The sequence below is a fragment of the uncultured Campylobacter sp. genome (genome assembly GCF_937981295.1).
GTDB lineage: Bacteria > Campylobacterota > Campylobacteria > Campylobacterales > Campylobacteraceae > Campylobacter_B.
In genome coordinates this window covers 1-20,496 of record NZ_CALJPC010000023.1, presented here as the reverse complement: position 1 = coordinate 20,496, position 20,496 = coordinate 1, and the positions used below count along the sequence as shown (strand labels likewise).

General features: G+C 47.9%; 20 protein-coding genes. 10 read left to right on the top strand and 10 right to left on the bottom strand.

From position 1 onward, the window contains the following. Window positions 1-617: 617 nt before the first annotated feature. The 5 genes from Q0135_RS02215 to mscL all read right to left on the bottom strand — a co-directional run bounded on the left by Q0135_RS02215 (window position 618) and on the right by mscL (window position 4,425). The gene (locus tag Q0135_RS02215; RefSeq protein WP_297987909.1) at window positions 618-1,091 is read right to left on the bottom strand and encodes a prepilin-type N-terminal cleavage/methylation domain-containing protein; all 474 of its coding nucleotides are present in this window, start codon (window positions 1,089-1,091) and stop codon (window positions 618-620) included. Window positions 1,092-1,185: 94 nt separating this feature from the next. Then, on the bottom strand, window positions 1,186-2,244 hold the full coding sequence (asd, locus tag Q0135_RS02210) for an archaetidylserine decarboxylase (protein ID WP_297987907.1): 1,059 nt from the start codon (window positions 2,242-2,244) through the stop codon (window positions 1,186-1,188). Then, on the bottom strand, window positions 2,245-3,372 hold the full coding sequence (locus Q0135_RS02205; RefSeq protein ID WP_297987905.1) for a metallophosphoesterase: 1,128 nt from the start codon (window positions 3,370-3,372) through the stop codon (window positions 2,245-2,247). Between the two features lie 3 nt (window positions 3,373-3,375). Further along, on the bottom strand, window positions 3,376-4,014 hold the full coding sequence (locus Q0135_RS02200; RefSeq protein ID WP_297987903.1) for a Crp/Fnr family transcriptional regulator: 639 nt from the start codon (window positions 4,012-4,014) through the stop codon (window positions 3,376-3,378). 9 nt (window positions 4,015-4,023) lie between these two features. Then, window positions 4,024-4,425, bottom strand: coding sequence for a large-conductance mechanosensitive channel protein MscL (gene mscL / locus Q0135_RS02195; RefSeq protein WP_005872182.1), 402 nt, complete (start codon window positions 4,423-4,425; stop codon window positions 4,024-4,026). Between the two features lie 114 nt (window positions 4,426-4,539). Here mscL and gltX point away from each other — a divergent pair, with 114 nt between their 5' ends. From gltX to Q0135_RS02175, 4 genes are all read left to right on the top strand, one after another. Further along, entirely contained in the window at window positions 4,540-5,856 is a 1,317-nt protein-coding gene (gltX, locus tag Q0135_RS02190) for a glutamate--tRNA ligase (RefSeq protein WP_297987901.1), read from the top strand. Then, window positions 5,843-6,139 carry a YggT family protein gene (locus Q0135_RS02185; protein WP_297903307.1) on the top strand — a complete coding sequence of 99 codons (297 nt, stop codon included), beginning with the start codon at window positions 5,843-5,845 and terminating at the stop codon, window positions 6,137-6,139. The genes gltX and Q0135_RS02185 overlap by 14 nt, the downstream gene beginning before the upstream one ends. After that, window positions 6,136-7,800, top strand: a complete 1,665-nt coding sequence (locus tag Q0135_RS02180; protein ID WP_297987899.1) for a lytic transglycosylase domain-containing protein — start codon at window positions 6,136-6,138, stop codon at window positions 7,798-7,800. The genes Q0135_RS02185 and Q0135_RS02180 overlap by 4 nt, the downstream gene beginning before the upstream one ends. A 276-nt stretch (window positions 7,801-8,076) precedes the next feature. Beyond that, window positions 8,077-8,319 (top strand): hypothetical protein, encoded by a 243-nt coding sequence (locus tag Q0135_RS02175; RefSeq protein ID WP_297987897.1) that lies wholly within the window; start codon window positions 8,077-8,079, stop codon window positions 8,317-8,319. A gap of 394 nt (window positions 8,320-8,713) precedes the next feature. Here Q0135_RS02175 and Q0135_RS02170 read toward each other — a convergent pair whose 3' ends face one another. Next, window positions 8,714-9,670, bottom strand: a complete 957-nt coding sequence (locus Q0135_RS02170; RefSeq protein ID WP_297987895.1) for a hypothetical protein — start codon at window positions 9,668-9,670, stop codon at window positions 8,714-8,716. An 11-nt stretch (window positions 9,671-9,681) separates the two neighbouring features. Continuing rightward, the gene (locus Q0135_RS02165; protein WP_297987893.1) at window positions 9,682-10,203 is read right to left on the bottom strand and encodes a hypothetical protein; all 522 of its coding nucleotides are present in this window, start codon (window positions 10,201-10,203) and stop codon (window positions 9,682-9,684) included. Window positions 10,204-10,302: 99 nt separating this feature from the next. Between Q0135_RS02165 and mobB the strand changes: the two genes are divergently transcribed. The 5 genes from mobB (at window position 10,303) to dapE (ending at window position 14,677) form a co-directional block, all read left to right on the top strand. Next, window positions 10,303-10,791, top strand: coding sequence for a molybdopterin-guanine dinucleotide biosynthesis protein B (gene mobB, locus Q0135_RS02160; RefSeq protein WP_297987891.1), 489 nt, complete (start codon window positions 10,303-10,305; stop codon window positions 10,789-10,791). Window positions 10,792-10,800: 9 nt separating this feature from the next. Beyond that, on the top strand, window positions 10,801-11,649 hold the full coding sequence (locus Q0135_RS02155; RefSeq protein ID WP_297987889.1) for a class 1 fructose-bisphosphatase: 849 nt from the start codon (window positions 10,801-10,803) through the stop codon (window positions 11,647-11,649). Beyond that, window positions 11,649-11,858, top strand: a complete 210-nt coding sequence (locus Q0135_RS02150) for a hypothetical protein (protein WP_297987888.1) — start codon at window positions 11,649-11,651, stop codon at window positions 11,856-11,858. Before Q0135_RS02155 ends, Q0135_RS02150 begins: the two co-directional genes overlap by 1 nt. A 1,028-nt stretch (window positions 11,859-12,886) precedes the next feature. Beyond that, window positions 12,887-13,483 carry a LysE family translocator gene (locus Q0135_RS02145; RefSeq protein WP_297987886.1) on the top strand — a complete coding sequence of 199 codons (597 nt, stop codon included), beginning with the start codon at window positions 12,887-12,889 and terminating at the stop codon, window positions 13,481-13,483. A gap of 15 nt (window positions 13,484-13,498) precedes the next feature. Continuing rightward, window positions 13,499-14,677, top strand: a complete 1,179-nt coding sequence (gene dapE / locus Q0135_RS02140; RefSeq protein ID WP_297987884.1) for a succinyl-diaminopimelate desuccinylase — start codon at window positions 13,499-13,501, stop codon at window positions 14,675-14,677. A 1,063-nt stretch (window positions 14,678-15,740) separates the two neighbouring features. Here the strand turns inward: dapE and Q0135_RS02135 are convergent. From Q0135_RS02135 to Q0135_RS02125, 3 genes are all read right to left on the bottom strand, one after another. Further along, a complete protein-coding gene (locus Q0135_RS02135) occupies window positions 15,741-16,304 on the bottom strand; it encodes a methylated-DNA--[protein]-cysteine S-methyltransferase (RefSeq protein ID WP_297987882.1) in 564 nt (187 codons plus the stop codon). A 144-nt stretch (window positions 16,305-16,448) separates the two neighbouring features. Then, the gene (locus Q0135_RS02130) at window positions 16,449-18,344 is read right to left on the bottom strand and encodes a hypothetical protein (protein WP_297987880.1); all 1,896 of its coding nucleotides are present in this window, start codon (window positions 18,342-18,344) and stop codon (window positions 16,449-16,451) included. Window positions 18,345-18,369: 25 nt separating this feature from the next. Next, window positions 18,370-19,182, bottom strand: coding sequence for a M23 family metallopeptidase (locus tag Q0135_RS02125; protein ID WP_297987878.1), 813 nt, complete (start codon window positions 19,180-19,182; stop codon window positions 18,370-18,372). Between the two features lie 108 nt (window positions 19,183-19,290). Between Q0135_RS02125 and Q0135_RS02120 the strand changes: the two genes are divergently transcribed. Further along, complete coding sequence (locus Q0135_RS02120) at window positions 19,291-20,106, top strand: lipid-binding SYLF domain-containing protein (RefSeq protein ID WP_297987876.1); 816 nt, start codon at window positions 19,291-19,293, stop codon at window positions 20,104-20,106. Window positions 20,107-20,496: the final 390 nt, after the last annotated feature.

Below are 20,496 nucleotides of genomic sequence, written 5' to 3'. Positions count from 1 at the left end.
TAGAATTTGGAGCCTGCTTCAAATTTTGCTTTTGCGTGGAATTCGGTGCAGTGGCGGGATTTATGACGGTAACAGAATTTTTTGAGATAGTAGAATTTCTCGTCAATGCAAAATTCTGGATTGAGGCGAAATTTTGTATGGCACTAAAGTCATCGTCGAGCGCAGAATTTTGTGCGGTGATGGAATTCTGCTCTGAAATAAAATTTTGTTCGCGGGTAGAAGTTTGCTTGCAAGCGGAAATTGGCTTACTAACGGAAATTTTTTCGCAAGCGCAATTCCGCTCGGTAGAGGGATCCTCCTGCAAATTCTGCAAGTCCTGCGTCGTCTCGCTCGCAGGCTCGAAAATTCCGAATGCAACGCCCTTTTCGCAAACATAGTAATGCGCGATAAAATTTGCAAGCGTACTTTGAAACAAGCTAAATTTAAGCTGCGAAATTTCAGAAATTTCCTTGGTTTTGAAACTCGGCTTTGCAACCTCACGCAGGATCACGGCGGATTTGACGCTCGATTTTACGGGGACTGATACGATTTGATAGGCTAGGATTTTAAAATTTGAACTATAAGTAAGCGGCTTTAGGCTGGCGCCCAAAACCGCAACTTCATAATAGAGCATTTAGCTATTGAGCTAAGGATTGGCAAAGCTCGTCTTTGTGATCGCAGTCGAATGAACCTACGTTTCTACCCGCTGCCGTAGCCAAAGCCGATGTCGGATAGTAATCAAAAGTAGTACTCTTGCCTGCTACGCTAGCCCTATATGTAGATGTTGCATTAGCATTGCCGTTCGTAACCAAAGCCCAGCCGTTCCTACCGCCATCTCTCATAGGATAGATAGGTTGCTGCAAAACGCCTTCAAAAAGAGTGGCATTGTCCGAACCCTCCAAAGCGGGCCACGTAGTCACGCCCCTCATCATATTCTCGCTTCTAACTAGCGAAAGTCCGCTTCTAATGGCGGCGATATCCCCACGCATCTTAGCGATCGTAGCATCATCGCGCGTAGCGGCCAATCTAGGCACTGCGATGCCCGCCAAAATGCCTAAAACAACGATGACGAAAACAAGCTCGATCATCGTAAAAGCTTTTAAATTTTTCATGTTAAATCCTTTGATTTAAAGTGAGATGATTATAGCCAAATTTAAATAAAATTAATTTTAGTTAAAGAAAAAATCCTGCATTTTAAATGGAATTTTATGAAATTTCATTAAATTCTGCGATTTTTTGTCCGAATTTTACGGACGTATCAGTCGGGGTTTCAAATTTCAAAAACTCGCTTTGCGCTACGAGCACGATCGTCGAGCCCAGCTCGAAATTTCCCAAATGATCGCCCTTTTTAAAGTTTAAATTTTCATATTCGTAAAGCGCCACTTCCCTATTCGCGCACGCATTCGTTTGTATTCGCGTATCGAAATCAAATCTCATCTTGCCGACGTTTAAAGCGCCCACGAAAACCATCCACAAAATCCCGCCGTTTCGCATTTTGCACTTCAAAATAACGCGCTCGTTTTTAGCGTAGAGGTTTGGAATTTTAAGTAAGAATTTCTTCGCCACGCTGTAAAGGTCAGCAGGTATGTAAAGCGCCTGCAGCACGCTCAGGTCGCACGGCGCGTGATAATGATGATAATCGCGCGGGCTTAGATAGATATTTGCGTAGCTTAAATTTACGCCGCTTGTATTTTTGCTGCCTTGGGCATCCTCTGCGCTCGTTTCGCGGCTCGCGCTATTTTCATCGCTATAAATTTCGGCCTGCACGCCACTCGCGACATAATTTGCGCCGCTTTCGTCGCTTATGATTTTCGCTTGCGCGGCGCGAAATTTCATCCCTGCGCCGGCATCTTTTGCGCATCCGGTTCCAACCTCGCCGCTCCCGTTCGTAGTAACCGCCCCGCCATCTAAATTTTTAACCGCTCCGCCGCTTTCGCTTGCCGTAAGCGTCCGCCCCAGCAGCTCGCTAAGGCTGTATTCGCAGCCTTTTACGCTAAAAGCCCGCAGATCGGCGCAGCTTCCGCTCTCAAAGATCACGCCGTCGCTAGGGCTTATAAAAGCCGTCTCGTCTGCCGCTATCTCGCGCGGACGCAGCAAGCGGCGGGTAAAAAGCGCGTTTAGGCTCGCGTAGCTCTGCGGCGGATCAAATTCGCTCATATCGATTTTGAAAAATTCCACATATTTACGGTTGATAAAATTTTGTATAAATTTAGGGAATTTCACCGCGGCGATAACCCCAAAAATCCTCGAAATAAAACTTCTCATCTATGCCTTTCTAAGCTTAAGCAGCGCGATCTCGGCATCCGCAAAGACCCTTATCGGCGGGCCCCAAAACCCTACGCCGCTGCTTACGTAAATTTGCTTCAGCCCGTCGTTATACAGCCCGTAAAGATACTTCTGGCTAAGCAGTACCAAAAGCGTCCACGGAAAAATTTGCCCCGCGTGAGTGTGTCCGCAGATACACAGATCGACCTCGTAGCGCACGAAATCCACGACGTATTTGGGCTGATGCGCGAGTAAAATTTTTGGTTTATCGGGATCTGTCTGCGCTAGCGCAGCGCCGAGATCGGGCTGCATATATCCGAAGCGAAAGCCGCTAAGATCGTGCACGCCCATTAAATTTAGCCCTTCAAATTCCACGCTTTCGTTTTGCAGCACGCGCACGCCCGCTTTTTGCATCGCCGCGATAAGCCCGCTTGCGTCGCCGCGGTAATACTCGTGGTTGCCCGTGACGAAAAATATAGGTTTTTTAATCGCCTCAAGAGGCTGCAAAATATCCCCGAGCTCATCCGAGCGCAGATCAAACATATCGCCCACGATCAGCAGCGCATCGTAATTTAGCGAGTTTATCTGCGCTACGACGCCTTGCAAAAATTCCTTTTTCAAAAACTCGCCCAGATGCACGTCTGAGATGACGGCAAAGTTTAGCTCGCGAGCTAAGTTTTTGATTTTTATTTCGCGCTCGGTGATTTTTGGAATTTTTAGTGCATTATAAAGCCCCTTAAAAATATAGCTAAACGCCATTATTACGAATGTTACGTCTATAAAGGTTTTTAAAAATTTTCGCCTGTTTTGGCTAAATTTAACTAAATGCGCAGCGGCGCTTAGCACGTCGTAAGCAAGGCAGATAAAAAAGAGCGAAAAAGACGCCGCCATGCAAAATACGCATAGCTTATAGAGTAGCTCGTTTTTAAAGCTTCCATTAAGCCCAAAACCCACAAAAAATATTGCATCTAAAATCGCTAAAGCTACGCAAAGCAAAATCAGGGCGGGGCGAAACGTAGCGAAGCCTTTATATGGCGTAAAGCGCGCGCTGATCGATCTGTAGACGTAAAGATTAAAAAACAGAAATAAAACCGTGCCGACGATCGGGAAAATATAGGCGCTTTTCAAACTCTAGCCTTGGATATACTCGTCCAGCTTATCTTTATCAAAGCCCGTGATTTCTTGCTTATCGTCTAAAATTAGCGCGCCACTCTTTTTAAATTTAGTGATGGTGCGCGAAAATGTTTCGGGAGTCACGTTTAGAATTCTGGCTATTCTAGTGTATTTCGTGCTCATAAAAATATCAAAATTCTCGTTGATAAACTTAGCGATCTTGCCGTCGCAGCTAAGCACGACTTGATTATCAAAGACCGCATTTAGCGCGCGGATCTTCTCAGACATCGATTTTAAAAGCTCCAGGCAAATTTTAGGATCGCTCATAAACTCGTTTTTAAATTTTTCATAATCAATCTTTAGCACCTCTCCGTTTGTCGAAAACACGCCGCTGGCGGGATAGCTCGTCTCTTCGAAATTTACCATCTCGGCTACGAGCGAAATGGGGCGGATCTCGCGCATATGGATCTCTCGCCCCTTTGCAGAGGTTTTATAGATTTTTAAAATTCCTTTTAGCAGGACCAAGAGATACTGCGAGCGCTCGCCCTCGAAAAATAAAATTTCGCCCTTTTTGTAGCTTTTATGGATGCTAATCTGCTCTAAACGATCGATTTGCGCTGCGCTTAGAGCTTTGAAATAAGGAATTCTCTCAAGCATCGCCGCGACCTATTTTTTAAGCAGGTCTCTTATCTCGGTAAGAAGTTTAATCTCTTCGCTAGGCTCGGCAGGTGCGGCAGGTTCCGGCGCAGGAGCAGGCTTTTTAAGCTTATTGATCGCCTTGATCGCGCAGAATATACAAAACGCGATGATGATAAAATCGACCGTTACCTGGATAAACGAGCCGTAGTTTATCGTAACGGCCGGGGTCTGCCCCACCGCTTCTTTTAGCACGATCTTAAGATCGGTAAAATTCATGCCTCCCGTAAGAAGTCCTAAAACCGGCATCATGATGTCGCTTACGAGCGAGGTTACGATCTTGCCGAAAGCCCCGCCGATGACGACACCCACCGCCATATCAATGACGTTGCCTTTCATTGCAAATTCTTTGAATTCCTGAATGAAACTCATATTGTCTCCTTAAATAAAATGCGCCGATATTAGCCTATTTTTGCTTTGTTTTTGCTTTTTATTAGGAAGTAAAAAGTATAATCCCAGCTTAAATTTAAACCCAAAGGACCTAAATTGTATCGCTTCGCTCCGTCGCCCACCGGCGATATGCATATCGGAAATTTACGCGCGGCTATTTTTAACTACATCTGCTCGCTGCAGGATCAAAGCGGCTTTATTTTACGCATTGAGGATACCGACACTGCGCGCAATATCGAAGGCAAAGATCAAGAGATCATCGAAATTTTAAAGCGCTTTGGCATTAAATGGCAAAGCCTGTATTATCAAAGCAAAAATTTAAAATTTCATCAGCAATTCGCCGCTAAGCTACTCACCGAGAAAAAGGCGTTTTGCTGTTTTTGTAGCGAGGAGGAGCTTGAGGCGAAAAAGCAAGCCGCCAAGGACGCGGGAGAGGCGTACCGCTACGACGGGCACTGCGAGCATCTAAGCGACGAAAAGGTTCTAAACTGCGATAGGCCCTTTACTATCCGCCTTAAAAAGCCCGATCACGCGCTGGAATTTACCGACGCGATCAAGGGCCGTATCGCATTTGAGCCGCAGAACATCGACAGTTTCGTCATCATGCGCGCGGACAAGACGCCGACTTATAACTTCGCCTGCGCCTGCGACGATATGATACAGGGCGTGAGCTTCGTAATCCGCGGCGAGGATCACGTCTCAAACACCCCGAAGCAAAACTGGATCCGCGAGAGCCTCGGCTACGACGGCGAGATCAAATACGCGCACCTGCCGATCATATTAAATTCCGAAGGCAGAAAGATGAGCAAGCGCGAGGATAGCTCCTCGGTAAAATGGCTACTTCAAAGCGGTTACCTGCCCGAAGCGATCGCGAATTATCTGATCCTACTGGGCAACAAAACGCCGCGCGAGGTCTTTAGCATGGATGAGGCGGTGGAGTTTTTCGACATCACTAAAATTTCAAAAAGCCCAGCGAAATTTGACGAAGATAAACTAGCCTTTATAAACCGCGAGCATATCAAAAGAGCGAGCGAGCAGCGCCTGGCGGAGCTTTTTGAGCTTGAGCCGAAATTTGCGCCTTTGATAAAATTTTACACTCAAGAAGCAAGCCTTATTCCGCAGATCAAAGAGAAGATCGCAGCGATCTACGGCGCGAAAGATATCCCGCAGGAGTGGGCGGCGCAGGCGCAGGCGCTGCGAGAGGCGATCTTAAATTTATTAAGCTCAAGCGGCGCAAGCGCGGAATTTAATGATTTCAAAGCGGCGCTTTCTCAGGCTACAAATTTGAAGGGCAAGAGCTTGTTTATGCCGCTTAGATTTTTACTAACCGGCGCGCCTCACGGACCGGAGCTTAGCGAGCTGTATCCGCTGATCCGCGCCGATTTAAAGGAGATACTCGATGCTACTAAATAGCGTATTTTACGGCATTTTAGTGAGTATTCACTACGTGATTCAAGCTTATATGATGCTAATTTTCGTCGCCTGCGTTTTGAGTTTCATCCGCCCAAATCCGTTCGGTAAATTTTATAAAATCGTCCGCGTCATCTCTGCGCTTACGGAGCCTGCGTTTGCGTTGGTGCGCCGTTATCTGCCTACGACTTTCGGCGGCTTTGATCTTTCGCCGCTTCTTATCCTACTCGTGCTTAATTTCTTTGACAGCGCGATAATCTATATCATCAATAGGACGGTCATTTGAAAATATTTCTGAAATTTAGCCTTGTTTTGGGACTGCTGTGCGCCGCAAGTAGCGGTAAAATTTTAAGCTACGAACAGATCAAAGACGAGCCAAAATCCCTAGCCAAGGACTATTACATCTATCGCCTAATAGATGAGACGAAATACAACAAAGCGGAGATTAAAATTTTAAAACAAAGTATCTTTCGCTACAAAGGCAAGCTAAAAGATAAGCTCGATAGAATTTTCGGCGTCGCCAAAGCTCCTAAGCGTCCGGATCGCTGCGCGGGCGTTACCTCCGCTAATATTTTAGATGCAAATTTAACCTGCAAAAAGGCGCGCTCATATCCAAATTTTATCGCCAAGCTAAGCCCGTCGGTGCGCGAGACGCTCGCTTCGCAGCTTGAAAAGCACCAAGACGCGGCAAGTAGAAACGCCGTAAATTTACTGCGCGGATTTAACGACGAAAATCCGAGCGAGTATTTTATGCAGAGCCGCAACGCGCAAAACTACTTTTTATATTACGACTACTTAAAAGGTGCGGGCAAAGACGCTCTGATCGACATCGACGCCAACGCAGCCTTCGTAAGCGAACTAGCTTCGCAAAAAGGTTTCAAAGCGGTTCTTAACGATGCGCTAATCAACCGCAAATACCCGCACTTGCGCCGCTCGCTCACGGGCGTCGATCCGCTAACCGTGGAGAAGGACGTAGCGTTTATGCTCGGCGTAAACGCCGTCATGCAGGGCGACGAAGGGGCTGCGCTTGCATTTTTTAGCCGCGCGGCCGCGAGCTTTGAGAAGCCTCACGATGTACACAATGCGAAATTTTGGATCTACCTGCTAAATGGAGATCAAAATGTCTTGCGCCAGCTTGCTAGCAGCGATTATTACAGCCTCTATGCGCTTTATGCCAAGGAGGTCTTAGGGGATAGGAATTTAAACATAATCATCCCAAATCCTGCTAAAAATTCCATCGAAGGCTACGATATTACCGATCCTTTCGCTTGGGTTCGCACGAAAAATAGCGCTGATCAGATGTCGCGCCCACAACTTTTGGAATTTGCTAAAAAATTCGACACCAAGCAAAGCATCGGCGAGTACTCATACATCATGAATAAAGCAAGCGGCAGCAAGGACAACTTCTATCCGACGCCGTTTATGGAGTATATCGGCGACGGCGATAACCGCCGCAAGGCGCTAATTTTGGCGCTTGCGCGTCAAGAGAGCCGCTTCGTGCCCGCATCGGTTTCTACCTCGTACGCACTCGGAATGATGCAATTTATGCCGTTTTTGGCTAACGAGATTGGAAAAAAACAACTCAAAATCGACGGCTTTGATCAAGACGATATGTTTCGCCCCGAGATCGCTTACCGCTTCGCCAACATCCATATCGACTGGCTGGAGCGTAAAATTTACAGCCCGGTTTTCATCGCATACGCTTACAACGGCGGGCTCGGGCTCGTCAAAAAGATGCTTCAGCGCGGCGATATGTTTAATAAGGGCAAATTTGAGCCGTGGCTTAGCATGGAGCTCGTGCCATATGCCGAGAGCAGAGACTACGGCAAAAAGGTGCTCGCAAACTTCATCATCTACTCGCAGATCCTCGATCCGCGCGCAAAAATCTCGGTGCAACAGGAGCTGCAAGATCTGCTGGTACCGAGCAGAAGCGACAGCTTCCGCTAAGCCGGCGGCGAGCTTGGAGGATGATTTTAAGAGGTGGCGAGCAAAAGATAATTTTCAAATGCGACGAGCAAGGAATTTTAAAAGCCGTCGCTTTAATAAAAGCGTAAAATTTGCCCGCCAAAGGCTTAGACTGGCAGATCAAAACGGCGAAATTTTACCGCGCGAATAGGCAAGTCGCTATAAAATCGCGCGAATTTATTTTGACTTCAGTGGTTAAATTTTATCTCTTGATGCTAGCCAAAGGTTATTTCTGCCCTACACGAAAGGCGGCGCGCCATGCTAATTATCGCGACCGCAATTCTCATAGTAGCCGCCGTTTTGTGCGTATCGTCATTGAAAGACGAAAAGAAACGCTCCGCAAATTTAGCGGCTTGCCTGTTTTTTATGGCGTTTGCGTATTGCGTGCAATTCGGCGTAGGGGACGATAGCTACGTCCGAGTGGACGGCGCGGCGCTGATAGTCTTTTTTATCTTTGCGATTGCTTTTTTCGAGCTTTATTTATGGGGCGACGAGCTTTAAAATTCAAAATTCATTGAAATTTTATCGCGGCGTTTTGTGAGTGATTAAATTAACGCCCGAGCGTAAAATTTTAAGTAGCATGAAATCAAAATCGGGCGTTTTCGGCTATAGAATTTAAACAAATAGCCTTTTCGTCGATATCCGCCGCAAAGGCTGTAGCGGGTTTAAATTTAGCCTCTTTACAGCTTGTTTGCGGCGATTTAAAATTTCGTAACTTCAGATATGCGGGTCGCCGTTTAAATTTCGGCAAGCTTAAATTTTAAATTTACGCTTGCCTCCCCTGCTCCGTTTTAGCTAAATTTAACCGCGCAGGGTCTGCGGACGTGAGATGATTTAATTTTACGACCTTAACTCTGCGCAAACTTCGGCGGAATAAAATTTAGCGATCAAATTGCTATTTAAAAAGCCCTTTGATCTTGCCGAAAAGCGACTTTTCGCCGCCTGCGCAGGTTTCGTCTTCATGATCTTCTGCGGCGGAATTCTCGCCGCCGTCTTCTATCGTATCGCCGCTGTACGGGACGGAATTCTCGCCGCCTGCCTTAATTGCGCCGCCATCCGCTTCCATTGCACTGCCGCCGCCCGTTACATCGATGCCGCGCGAGGCGGAATTCCCGCCACCTGTCGTACCGCCTCCGCCTGCCTTATCTCGCTCTATCGCTTCGCCGATCTGCTGCGCGGCGATTTCCGCATAGATCAGCGCGCCCTGAGTATCGCAATTAAAAAGATTTGAAAACGACTCGGACCTATTCAGATCGATCGGATTGGGCTCAACCACCTCGGTAGCCTCAAGCAGCCCTACTTCAAGCTCAGCAGCCAAATTTAGCGCGTTTAAAAACACGGGCAAATTCTGCGCATAAAACTCATCTACGGCGGATTTAACCTCACCGTCCGCTTCATAATCGCGCAGCAGTTTCTGCACGCTAGCAGCGCTAAGATACGCGCCGCAGCAATAGTTTTCGACGATCTCGTTGTGAATTTCGCCGCTAAACTCCGCTAGAAATTCCGCCGGCAGAACCTCGCGCCAATCGCTCATGTAGGGTTTAAATTTAAAGCTTTGCTCCGCCAAAAAGCTAAACGCCGTGCCGCGCGTGTAAAAATACTCTCTAAAATAGCCCTGCGCCACGGCTATATGAAATCCGTGCGTTTTATTAAAAATCCCCTGCGTGCCGTACTGCAGCGCCGAGCGGAAGCCATCCGCGTATTTTTCTACATAAAATTCATCCACCCCCGCTTCGCGCGCGATTTGGGCGATAGCCTCAAAATCGCCCTTCTGTGCGAGTTTTAGCGGCTCAAAATACCACTGCGAAATTTCATCTTTGCCAATCGCGTGGTAGCTTATGTCGTAACCCATTTGCTCCCCTTTTAATCTTTCAGATCGATCTGCGGCTGCCAATACAGCGACTTTGAAACTTTACGAAATTTCATCGTGGCGCCCAGACCATTTGAGGTGCGGTAGCTAAGCACCAGCTCGTCCTTATCGCTCTTAGGCGCGGTGATCTTGTAGCGGCTCGCCCACGCGATCTTAAAAAGCTCCTTTTGCAAAAGCGGATCTCCGTCGTGCAGCGGCACTACGTTTGCGTTTGCGCCGTTGATCTGCACCGCGCGGATCTGAATCTCTTTAGGATAGGAGGTGAGCAAAAACACCTCGTCCTCCGCGGCGTTTCTAAGCTCGGGCGCGACGGGATTTAGATATGTAGCGACGCTTAAATAGCGATCGCCCGCGCGCACCGATTCAAATTTTTGCGTGTAGGCCAAAAACTCGTTTTTAAGCGGATCGTGACGGGGATCGTTTGCGGAGCAGGAGTTTAAAAATAGCGCTAGCGCGGCTAGGAGCGAGCCCTTCAGCAGGCCGCTTAGCGCGCCGCTAAAATTAAATTTCTTCATCGATCTTCCTTTGAAATTTTAGGCGCATTTTAACGAATTTTGCTTTTTAAAAGGCTAAATTCGCTACAATCGCTCATCTTAAAAAGCCGGATTTTAAAAATGAAAAGACTTGTTATCGCATTTTCAGGCCCTTCCAACAGCGGCAAAACGACGCTAATTTGCAAGATCGCTAAAATTTTTATCGCTAGCGGGCTACGGACTGCGATCGTAAAGCACGATCCCGGCGATAAGGCGCGCTTTGACGTAGAGGGCAAGGACAGCGCCAAATTTAGCGAGCTAGGCGCCGAGACCGTCGTGATGAGTCCTGCGCGGACGAGCTATTTTTCGCAGCGCTGCATGCAAATCGACGAGGTCGTGCGGATGCTCGGAGATTTCGATATCCTGCTCGTAGAGGGGCTAAAGACGCTGCCGCTGCCGCGCATAAGCCTATTTCGCGACAGGATCGATCCGGCGTATCTGCCCTTTTCGGACGCGATCGCTTCAAATTTAAGCGGCGAGCAGATGGATAAGTTTTGCCGCGTAAATTTCGACATCAACGACGCTGCGGGCATTAGCGAATGGATCTTAAAAAACGCCAAAAAAATGTAAAGGAATAAAATGCAAGAGATCGTAAAATCAATCCAAAATATCGCGCTACAAATCGCCGAGGAGCTGAAATACGCGGACTTCGGCTACACAGATCATCACAACAGCACGGGCGATACGCAGCTTAAGCTCGACGTAAAAAGCGACGCCATAATCGAAGCGGAATTTCGCAAGAATCCGCTCGTACGCGCTCTAATCAGCGAGGAGAAAGATGAAATTTTAACGCTGCGAGAGGACGCGCGCCTAATCATCGCCTACGATCCGCTCGACGGCTCAAGCTTAGTGGACGTAAATTTCGCCGTGGGCTCGATATTTGGCATCTACGAGGATGAAATTTCGCCCGCAAACTTAAAAGCGGCGATCTATTGCATCTACGGACCGCGCCTTGAGATGGTCGTTTGCGAGGACGCGCCGAAGCTCTACCGCCTAAATCGCGAGGGCAAATTTAGCTTCGTAAAAGAGCTGCGCCTACAGCAAAAAGGCAAACTAAACGCCACGGGTGCGACGCAAAAGGGCTGGAGCGAGCCGCACCGAAAGCTCGTGCGGGCGCTGTTTGATGAGGGCTACCGCCTACGATACAGCGGCGCGATGGTAAGCGATCTGCATCAAATTTTATTAAAAGGCGGCGGACTTTTCAGCTACCCCGCTACCAGCGATCATCCGCAAGGCAAGCTTCGCGTAACCTTCGAAGTGCTGCCGTTTGCGTTTATCTTCGAGCGCGCTGGAGGCGCCACCAGCGACGGCGAAAACGGCTCGCTTTTGCAGCTTAAAATCGAAAAAATCCACCAAAGCAGCCCTTGCTTTTTCGGCTCGAAGTACGAGATCGCGAAGATGCATGAAATTTACGGCGGGAAAAACTGATGGCTGATACCAAGGTCGCCGCGCTGCGCGACGTTTACGACGAAATTTTGGATAAAAGCTTAGCCGCGCTACAAGCGTGCCAGGCGGAGCACAACCTCACCAGCTGCCTGGAGTGCGAGAAGCTGCTAGATTGCGCGGTGCGCGACAAATACGTCAAGGCGGTCTATGAGAGCATGTCACACGGCGCGACGGGGGATTTTTCGTTTTAAATTTAGCTATTGCGATCGCGGAATTTTACGAAGCAGGCTACTTGAAGCTCTTGCGGCGCGGATTTTCACGAAGATGGCTGCGGCGTGGAATTTGCTCTGCGATGTGGATTTAATCCGATAGCGTGCAAATTTTGCTCTGCGGCACAGAATTTGTCCCACTGCGAAACGATAAAATTTACGGCGTGTTTAACCTCGCGGCAGGGTCTGCTTTGCGGCGCATCTGCTTTGCGGGCCAGGTTTTGCGGCAGCCGATAAAATTTAAAATGAGGGCGTAGCTAAATTGCAGGCGTGCGGCTAAATTTCAAGCAAGCGACTGATTAAATTTCAGACGCTGCGGCTGGATTTTAAAATTTGCGGATAAAATTTTAAGACGCGAAATTTCGCTTCGCAAAATTTTATCTGAGATCGTGAGCCGTTTATGAGCGCAAATATGCAAAATTACGCAAAGTAAAATTTTGGCGGGTTAAATTTTATCGTCGCGATCTTTAAATTTACGCGACTAAAACTTGCCGACTTGCGCGAGCCGCCGTTTGTCGCCAATCTTTTGCTAGTTTAAATTTTACAAGGCAAAATTTAAACTAGCAAACTTAGCGGCGCAGCAAAACGGCAAATTTTGCCTCACAAAATTCGAGCCACAAATTTAAACCGCGATCCGTGCGTTAAAATTTAAAAACTAAATTTGAAGTCTAGTGAGCGGGTCCGCCGCACGAATGCTCGTATAAATTTCAAGCACATAATGCTCATATTGAAATTTTGCGACTGAGCGTGTATGTGAAGCGCTCGTTAAATTTCAAAGTCGAGGCGCATGCAAGTGCACACGTTAAAAATTTTAGAGCCGAAGCGTATGCGACCGCTCGTGTTAAAATTTTAAAGCTAAGACGCGTATGGCGGCGTTTGCGTTAAATTTAAAACCGATCGCAGGTCGCGCGAGATTTCAGATTGGTCTATTCGCAAAGCCGCGTCCATAGGTTTTTTCGCAGCATCGCATGCCGAAATTTTAGAGCAGATCTGAGGAGTATAAGCAGAGGATGCAGTCGTTCATACAAGGGGTTTTGATGGGGCTGGGCGTTAGCGTGCCGATCGGCCCGGTAAACGTGCTGATAATGTCCTACGCGCTGCGAAGCTACACCAAGGCGCTGTGCCTGGGCATCGGCGCCATGAGCGCGGATATGCTCTATCTGGTGCTATCGGCGTTTGGTATATCGCAGTTAGCCAAAATCCCGATCGTTTTTGCCTGCATATCGGTATTTGGCGCGTGCTTTTTGCTCTACACGGCGTACGCGACCTGGCATGGCGCGACTCGCTCGGTGCAACCCGCAAGCGTCGAGGCTTGCTCGGGTGCGGCGCTTTACGGCAAAGGCTTTTTGATAAATTTACTAAATCCATACGTCATTATGTTTTGGCTCAGCGTCTCTGCCGGCACTGCGCGAGCAGATTTTGTGCTTGCTCTTGCGGGGCTTGTAAGCGGAATCTTAGCTTGGATCACGCTTTTTCCGCTTGCGATATATCTAGCCCGCAGCAAGCTTCCAAACATTGTAGTGCGGGCATTTGCATATATCTCGGCGTTTATTTTGGTATTTTTCGCACTAAAGCTTTTATACGCTATAATTTTCGGTAAAATTTAAACCAAAGGAAGGCTTATGAAACCGACTGAAATTCTAAAAGAGCTCATCAAATTCCGCTCGCTCACACCTAGCGACGACGGAGCTTTCAACTACGTCTCGATGCTGCTGGCAGACTTTAGCGAGGATAGATTCGAGCTAAACGGCGTAACTAACGCGATTTTTACCAAGCGCTTCGGACAGGGTCCGCATCTATGCTTTGCCGGGCACATCGACGTCGTGCCGCCAGGCGAGGGCTGGGCAAGCGATCCGTTTAAGCCGGTGGAAGCGGATGGCTTTTTATACGGGCGCGGCGCGCAGGATATGAAAAGCGGCATCGCAGCGGCAATCTGTGCGCTAGCGGCGGCACGCGATTTTAAGGGCACGCTGAGCCTGCTGCTAACCAGCGATGAGGAGGGTGACGGCATCTACGGCACGCGCGAAATGCTCTCTAAATTACGCGAGCAAGGTGCCCTACCCGACTTCGCAATCGTTGCAGAGCCTACATGCGAAGTGCGCTTCGGTGATACCATTAAGATCGGCCGTCGCGGCTCGATTAACGGCGTCCTCACACTCACGGGTATCGGCGGGCACGCAGCCTACCCAGATAAATGCATCAATCCTGTCCACATTTTAGCGCCGGTGCTTGCAAGCCTCGCAGGGCATGATCTGGACGCGGGTAGCGAGGATTTCGCTCCAGCCAAGATAGTCATCACCGACATTCGCGGCGGTTCACAGGTAGTAAACGTAACACCTAAGGACGTACGCGTGATGTTTAACGTACGCGGCGGCGTAGGGCTGGGGCTAGAAGACGTGCGAGACTATGTACTGGGGTTATTTGAACTGGACGCTAAAGACGCGCTATGCAACGAAAGCGAATCCTGCGGCAAGCTAGAAATGAGCTGCACCGCGCAGCTGCGAGCAGGCGCGTCGCTACACCTCGCGCTAAAAAGCTCCTCAAAGCCTTTTTTAACTCAGCGAAGCTACAAAATCGTGCAAAAACTAAGCGCTAGCGTGCAGAAGATCTGCGGCGCAGCAGCCGAGCTAAACACCGCAGGCGGCACGAGCGATGCGAGATACTTCGCGGAGTTTGGCGTGGAGACGGCGGAGTTTGGCGTGCGAAACGATACGATCCATCAGATCAACGAACGAGTAGAGATTAGCGACGTCGAAAATTTAGCTAAAATTTTTAGCGATCTGATAGAAAATTTCGGCTAATTTAAGAATTTGGTAAAGATGCGTAGATGTTCTGCGTTCTGCCAAGCCTCGCCAAATTTGCCAGGGTTTTCGCTCGTAGTTGCTTGGCAAATTTTATCTTTGCCGTGCGTATTGCGTAGAAATTTTGCCCTGCTACGCCGCTTTTGCCAAGAATTTTATCTACAGCACGCTTGCCGCTTTTACAATTACTTTGCTATGCAACGTCGATTTCGCAAGAAGCTTTAGCAAAACGCCACCACCTCAAAGGCGAGCTTCGCCGGCGAACGCTACCGCTGCTAGAAATTCTTTATAAAAATGCTTCTCCTTGCATAAATTTTAGCGTAATAGCGCGATATTTATGCAGAATTCTTCTCGCTCTCTTCGCGCAAAATTTCATCTTCGTCAGGTGACTCTAGCAGCATACTGCTGCACTTCGCCGTCTTAGTGAAAAATTTTATCTTTGGCGCGCCCGCCGCTTACGCAAGAAGCTTGGCTAGGACAATGCCGTTTCTGCTGGGATACCGCCCGCTTCGTGGATTTATAGAATTTTATTTAGTCACGTTGCCGCTGAGATAAATTCTGCCCCGCTTACCGCTTCTGCGCGGATTTTAACCATGCCTGACAAGCGCAATTAAAATTTTTACTTTGCTTTGATACGACGATGTGAAATTTTGCCCGTACGGCGCGGCAGCATAGAATTTTTAGCCTCTGCAAAACTCCACAACAAAACCTTACTATCCTGCCTTATTCGCACGAATGGCTGCAAAATTTTGCTGCCTCGCGTGCTGCTACACTAAATACACGCAAGACGAAAATTTATCGAAGGATTTCAGAGCGGAATTTCGCGAGGCTAAATTTTATCACTGCGAAAAATTTCAACCACTCATAGCAAGCGTCTAAGGCGCGATAAATTTAAAATTAGGGCTTTAAGTCAGCATAGCAAGTTTCGCTTCTTGCAAAATTTTAACTGCCTTGGTCGCCGCAAAACTAGAAATTTACAAAATCGCTTTATGAAATTTCGCAGCGTCTCGCGGTAAAATTTTAAAATCAGCGCCGTGCCTGCAAGGCATAATTTAACGGAATTTTACTTGCCCAATTTGGCTAAATTTTCTCTTTCGAAGTTTAGCAGCCACGCTTTGGTCGCTACGCCGCCCGCGCCGCTGTATCCTCCGAGCCCGACCGCAGCTACGACGCGGTGGCACGGCACGATGATGGGGATTTTGTTTTTGCCGTTTGCGCCGCCTACTGCGCGGCTTGCGTGCGGTCTGCCGATAGCCCGGGCTAGCTCGCCGTATGTTACGACCTCACCATAAGGGATCTCTAAAAGCGCGCTCCACACGGACTTTTGAAACTGCGTGCCATTTTGGCTCAGTTTAACGCTAAAGCTTTCAAGCTCGCCCCTGAAATATGCGCCAAGCTCGTCGGTGCAAAGAGCTAAATTCTTTCTTAAATCGCTAAGCCTTAAATCGCGTCCTTTATCATCCGCTGCACGCACAAAGCCAAATTTAAGCTCTGCGTCGTGCTTTTTAAAGATCTCATCATTGGGCCCGCAGACAGAGCTTTTGACCCAGTCGATACTGCAGATCCCGATCTCATCATCCCAAATTTCAAGCATTCCAATGGGCGAATTAAAAAAGGCTTTTTGCATCTCAATCCTTTCAAATTTTTACTGGTTTGATCAAAAAAATTTTAAAAAGCGCTTGCTGCAGGGCAAACTAAAGCTCGAAAACGATGGAATTTCATGCGGTAACGCGAATTTTTTAAAATTTACACGAGAGGCGCCGCAAAGCCTCTACTCAAACCGCATGATGTTTACTAAAACCCCGTCGAAAACGTCTTGCTTAAAAAGCTTGATCTCGCGCACGATGTCTGCGTTGTCGTCGTCGATGACGCCGTTTTTGACGAGGCTGTCCTCGATGAGCTTAAAGATAAAGGCGTGGTTGCTGACGTCAGAGATACCGCTTTTAAAGCCCATTTCAAGGCGCACCGGCACGCCTATGTGCACGCCGCGCAGATCCTTAGCGATGTAAAGATCGGCGATCGTGCGCACCATCTTTTTCGCCGTTTGGTAGTTCGCCGTGGATGACAAAATATCATTAAGACCGAAATTCTCCATCAAAAGTGGAATACGAACGCGCGCCAAAACCCCTTCGCCAGGCTCGCTCGCGCTCTTTTTCAAAAACGAAATTTTAATCCTATGCGTGATGCCTATGAAGCGCGGCTTAAGCTCGATGAGCCTAGCTCTAGGCGCTTGCGATAGCGAGATAGGACGCGAAGAGCTCGCAATAGGCAGAGCCTGCAGACGCCCAGACAGGCTCGCGCGATCTTTCGTAGGCGCTTTGCGCGCAGGCTTGCCATAGAAATTTACGGGCTTAGTCGCAAAAGTTGATTCGCTCCCAAAAGCAGCAGACGCGGGCTCATCACCAAGCGCCCCCTCCGCCATAGAAGAAGCAACCGTAGAATTCTCACCCGTTAACGCAGGCTGCGTGGGTTGCTCAAATTCGGGCGCAAATTTATTTCCCGCTTGCGGCGGCAAATTTGAAGGGTGCCGCTCTTGTGCGGAGATTTTCTGCTCTAAATTTTGCTCGTCGGAATTTTTTAGCGCGTAATTTTGCCCTTTTGCCAAGCACATTGAATCCTCACCGACTAAATTCTCATCTTGAGGCGCGAATTCCAAGGCATTTTCTAAGGCAAAATTTGCGGCACGGCAGCTAGCGGAATTCGCGATTTGCCCCTTAGAAAACTCGGAGCCTTGAGGCCCACAATCATTTGCGCACTTTATATCAAGCGCAGAATTTGCAAAAGTGGAATTTTTTGATGCAGAGCCTTGCGCCGTAGAATTTTTACTTTGTAAGTCCGCGCCCTGCTCTGCTACAAACGAATTTTCAGCTGCAAAATTCTCCGTTTGCGCCATAAAATTAGAATTTTGCGACTCAAATGCGGAATCTTTCACGAGCGCAGAGCTTTGCGCAGAAACAAAATTTCGCGATGTAGGAATGAAGCTTTGCCCTTTGGCAGAATTCGCAGGCGCAGAGCTTTGCGGCATAAAATTTTTACTCCTCGCATTTGCGCTCTCTTCGAAATTAGCAGCAAGCCCCACGCTCACGTCATCCTGCGTAGCATCATTTTGCGAAATTAAATTCTCGCACGCCGTATTCCACGCGGTATCTACGCAAAATTCCGCCCGAGCCGCACCATAAAATTCTGCTTGCGAAACATCTTGAAATTTTGCCTGCGAAGTAAAGTCTTGCGCACTCTGAGCGCTGCGCGCAGAAAAATCGCCACACCTTGCGTTTGTGGCATACGAAGTCTTTGCCAAGCTGCCGCCAGCCTCGGGCGAAACCGCGCTTAAATCTCCGCCGTAAAAGCTACCAAAATCGAAGGCGTCGCCAAACTCTGCATAGCCATCTGCCGCGCGGAGACGATCTGCGCGGGCTTTCTTTTTGGGTGTAGAAGAGAGCGTGAGCCTGCCTGCAAGCTCGCGTCCGCCAGAGTTTAAAATCCCAAAAATTCTAGCTCTAAAACGCTCGAACTGCTCGCCACTGAGCGAAATTTTGTCGTTTAGGCTCTGCACGCCGAAGTCTGCGGCGGTAAAATTTACGATCGCTCCATCCCTACTCGCGACGCGCACGCGACCCTTGACCGAGCCTTTTAGCTTAAAATCGCTGCCTGCGAGAATTTTTTTCATTAATTCCTTCGGATTGTAGGGCATTTTAGCGCTCGCCAAAAACCACTTTATTAAATTTAGCGACGAAGCTTAGCGGATTGACACTCACGCCGTTGATCGCGATGCCAAAGTGCAGATGTGGGCCGCTAACTCTACCGCTCTCGCCCGAAAGCGCGATTTCATCGCCTTTGCGAACGTGATCGCCAAGCGTCACTTTGATCTCGCTTAGATGATAGTACTGCGAATAGATGCCGCCGCCGTGATCGATCACGACTGAGCCGCCCGCGTAGTAGCGGTCTTTGGCGATGACTACGACGCCGTCGTTGGCAGCGCGCACCACAGTGCCTACTGCGGCGCGATAATCGGTGCCGCTGTGATAGCTTTTAAGCTCGCCATTAAAGGTGCGGGCATTGCCGAACGCAGAGGTTATTTTGGAGTTTAAAGGCAGCTCAAACGGCGTGGAAAAAAGATAGCGCGGCGTGGTAATCGCATAGATCGCGTTGGCTTCGTCGAGCTCTTTTTTGATACGCGCGGCGGCTTCTTTGGGTGGTTTAACTTTACCAGGAGCGACACTTAGAGCCTCTTTTTTATACTCGCCCTTTTTCAAAGCGACGATCTGCTCGTGACTGCCGCTTTGATCTACTATCCGCAGCGCGAAATCTCCATTAGCGCGGTAATTCGCCGCCAAAATGGCGATTTTATCGCTAGAATTTGGTGCCTTGATGAGGGGGATTTTCTTTGAACCAAAGCTCAACTCGGTTGTGCTTTTATCTAATTTTAAGATAACAACATCGCCGTTTACTATGTCTAAAGCGAAAATTTTGATCGCCAAAAGTGCAAAAATAGCTAGAAATTTCATAAATTTTCCAAAATTCGTTATTTTTCATCAATTTTTTGTTAAAAATTAGCTAAAACAAATGAAATTGCTGTTATAATAACGAAAATTCAATTTTAAAAGGATTAAATGATGAAAAAGTTTTTGCTTCTAGCATCTGTTGCACTTTGCGGTCTTTTGCACGCGGACGTCGTGGCAAATCAAGAGGTTATAGCGGCGACTAACGTCGTTAGATCTTTCGTAGCGGCTAATAACTTCGGTACTGATGAACGCTATCTGACTAGCGCCAAAGCCGTCGCAATCCTAACCGACGTAAAACGCCTAGCTGCGGGCGCATCACTACAATACGGCGATGGAATTTTTAGCGTCAAAGGCGAGAACGGCGAGTGGAGTTCGCCGATTTTTATCAAATATAAAGGCTACGGCGTGGGCTTACAGGCAGGCTACGAGACGAGCGACATCGTGATGATCTTTCATACTACGAAGTCATATCAAGACATTTTTACCGGCACAGACACCCTTGAGATCAATGTAGGTGCTGCAGCAGGCGGCGTAGGTAGAAGAACTGGTCGCGCAACTGATCTGCCTGATATTTCTGCATGGATGGTAAGCCCTGGCGAGCAAACAGGCGTCTACCTAGGCGTCTCGATCGACAACGGCAGAATCACCATCGACGACCAACTAACTAACGACTTCTATGAGAGAATTTACGACTACGAGGATATTTTAAACGATTCTCCGCGCGCAAATAAATACGCGAAAAGATGGAAGGAAGTAATGAGGAAGTATTTCACAAACGGCGAGAAATACGGTGCTAGCAGCAGTGCGGCGATACCTGTAAATCACGTGCAGAAAAAATATCCTGACGGTAAGCCGATCATCTCAAACCACTCTCCTAGAACTCATGCTAAGGCTACGCGAAGCAAAAAGGCTAAAAAAGCAAAATAAATTATCGAGCCAAGCCCCGCTTATGGGGCTTCTTGCTTTGGCTTTGCGTTGAGTTTGTGCAGAGCGCGCAAGCGTGAAATTGAAGCGCATAGGTTATTTTAAAAAGATTTATTGGTTCTTTACTAAAATATTTTATTTAATTTTTATGAGTTATTAGATATATAAGGACCGAATAAAATTTTATGAAATTTAACGAAATTTTTATAAAATTTAATCAGTTTTTTATATTTTTATCACTACAATTATGTTTCTTGTCTCGTTAGCTCAGTTGGTAGAGCATCTGACTCTTAATCAGGAGGTCACAGGTTCGACCCCTGTATGACGCACCAAAAGTTTGCCCCGTTCGTTCAGTGGTTAGGACATCAGATTTTCACTCTGGAAACAGGGGTT

Coding starts and splice junctions, on each gene's coding strand:
- Q0135_RS02200 (WP_297987903.1), bottom strand. CDS start 4,014: ATGCTTGAGAGAATTCCTTATTTCAAAGCTCTAAGCGCAGCGCAAATC.
- mscL (WP_005872182.1), bottom strand. CDS start 4,425: ATGAGTTTCATTCAGGAATTCAAAGAATTTGCAATGAAAGGCAACGTC.
- dapE (WP_297987884.1), top strand. CDS start 13,499: ATGAAACCGACTGAAATTCTAAAAGAGCTCATCAAATTCCGCTCGCTC.
- Q0135_RS02145 (WP_297987886.1), top strand. CDS start 12,887: ATGCAGTCGTTCATACAAGGGGTTTTGATGGGGCTGGGCGTTAGCGTG.
- Q0135_RS02175 (WP_297987897.1), top strand. CDS start 8,077: ATGCTAATTATCGCGACCGCAATTCTCATAGTAGCCGCCGTTTTGTGC.
- Q0135_RS02155 (WP_297987889.1), top strand. CDS start 10,801: ATGCAAGAGATCGTAAAATCAATCCAAAATATCGCGCTACAAATCGCC.
- Q0135_RS02165 (WP_297987893.1), bottom strand. CDS start 10,203: ATGAAGAAATTTAATTTTAGCGGCGCGCTAAGCGGCCTGCTGAAGGGC.
- Q0135_RS02170 (WP_297987895.1), bottom strand. CDS start 9,670: ATGGGTTACGACATAAGCTACCACGCGATTGGCAAAGATGAAATTTCG.
- asd (WP_297987907.1), bottom strand. CDS start 2,244: ATGAGAAGTTTTATTTCGAGGATTTTTGGGGTTATCGCCGCGGTGAAA.
- Q0135_RS02120 (WP_297987876.1), top strand. CDS start 19,291: ATGAAAAAGTTTTTGCTTCTAGCATCTGTTGCACTTTGCGGTCTTTTG.
- Q0135_RS02135 (WP_297987882.1), bottom strand. CDS start 16,304: ATGCAAAAAGCCTTTTTTAATTCGCCCATTGGAATGCTTGAAATTTGG.
- Q0135_RS02215 (WP_297987909.1), bottom strand. CDS start 1,091: ATGAAAAATTTAAAAGCTTTTACGATGATCGAGCTTGTTTTCGTCATC.
- Q0135_RS02185 (WP_297903307.1), top strand. CDS start 5,843: ATGCTACTAAATAGCGTATTTTACGGCATTTTAGTGAGTATTCACTAC.
- Q0135_RS02130 (WP_297987880.1), bottom strand. CDS start 18,344: ATGAAAAAAATTCTCGCAGGCAGCGATTTTAAGCTAAAAGGCTCGGTC.
- Q0135_RS02150 (WP_297987888.1), top strand. CDS start 11,649: ATGGCTGATACCAAGGTCGCCGCGCTGCGCGACGTTTACGACGAAATT.
- Q0135_RS02125 (WP_297987878.1), bottom strand. CDS start 19,182: ATGAAATTTCTAGCTATTTTTGCACTTTTGGCGATCAAAATTTTCGCT.
- mobB (WP_297987891.1), top strand. CDS start 10,303: ATGAAAAGACTTGTTATCGCATTTTCAGGCCCTTCCAACAGCGGCAAA.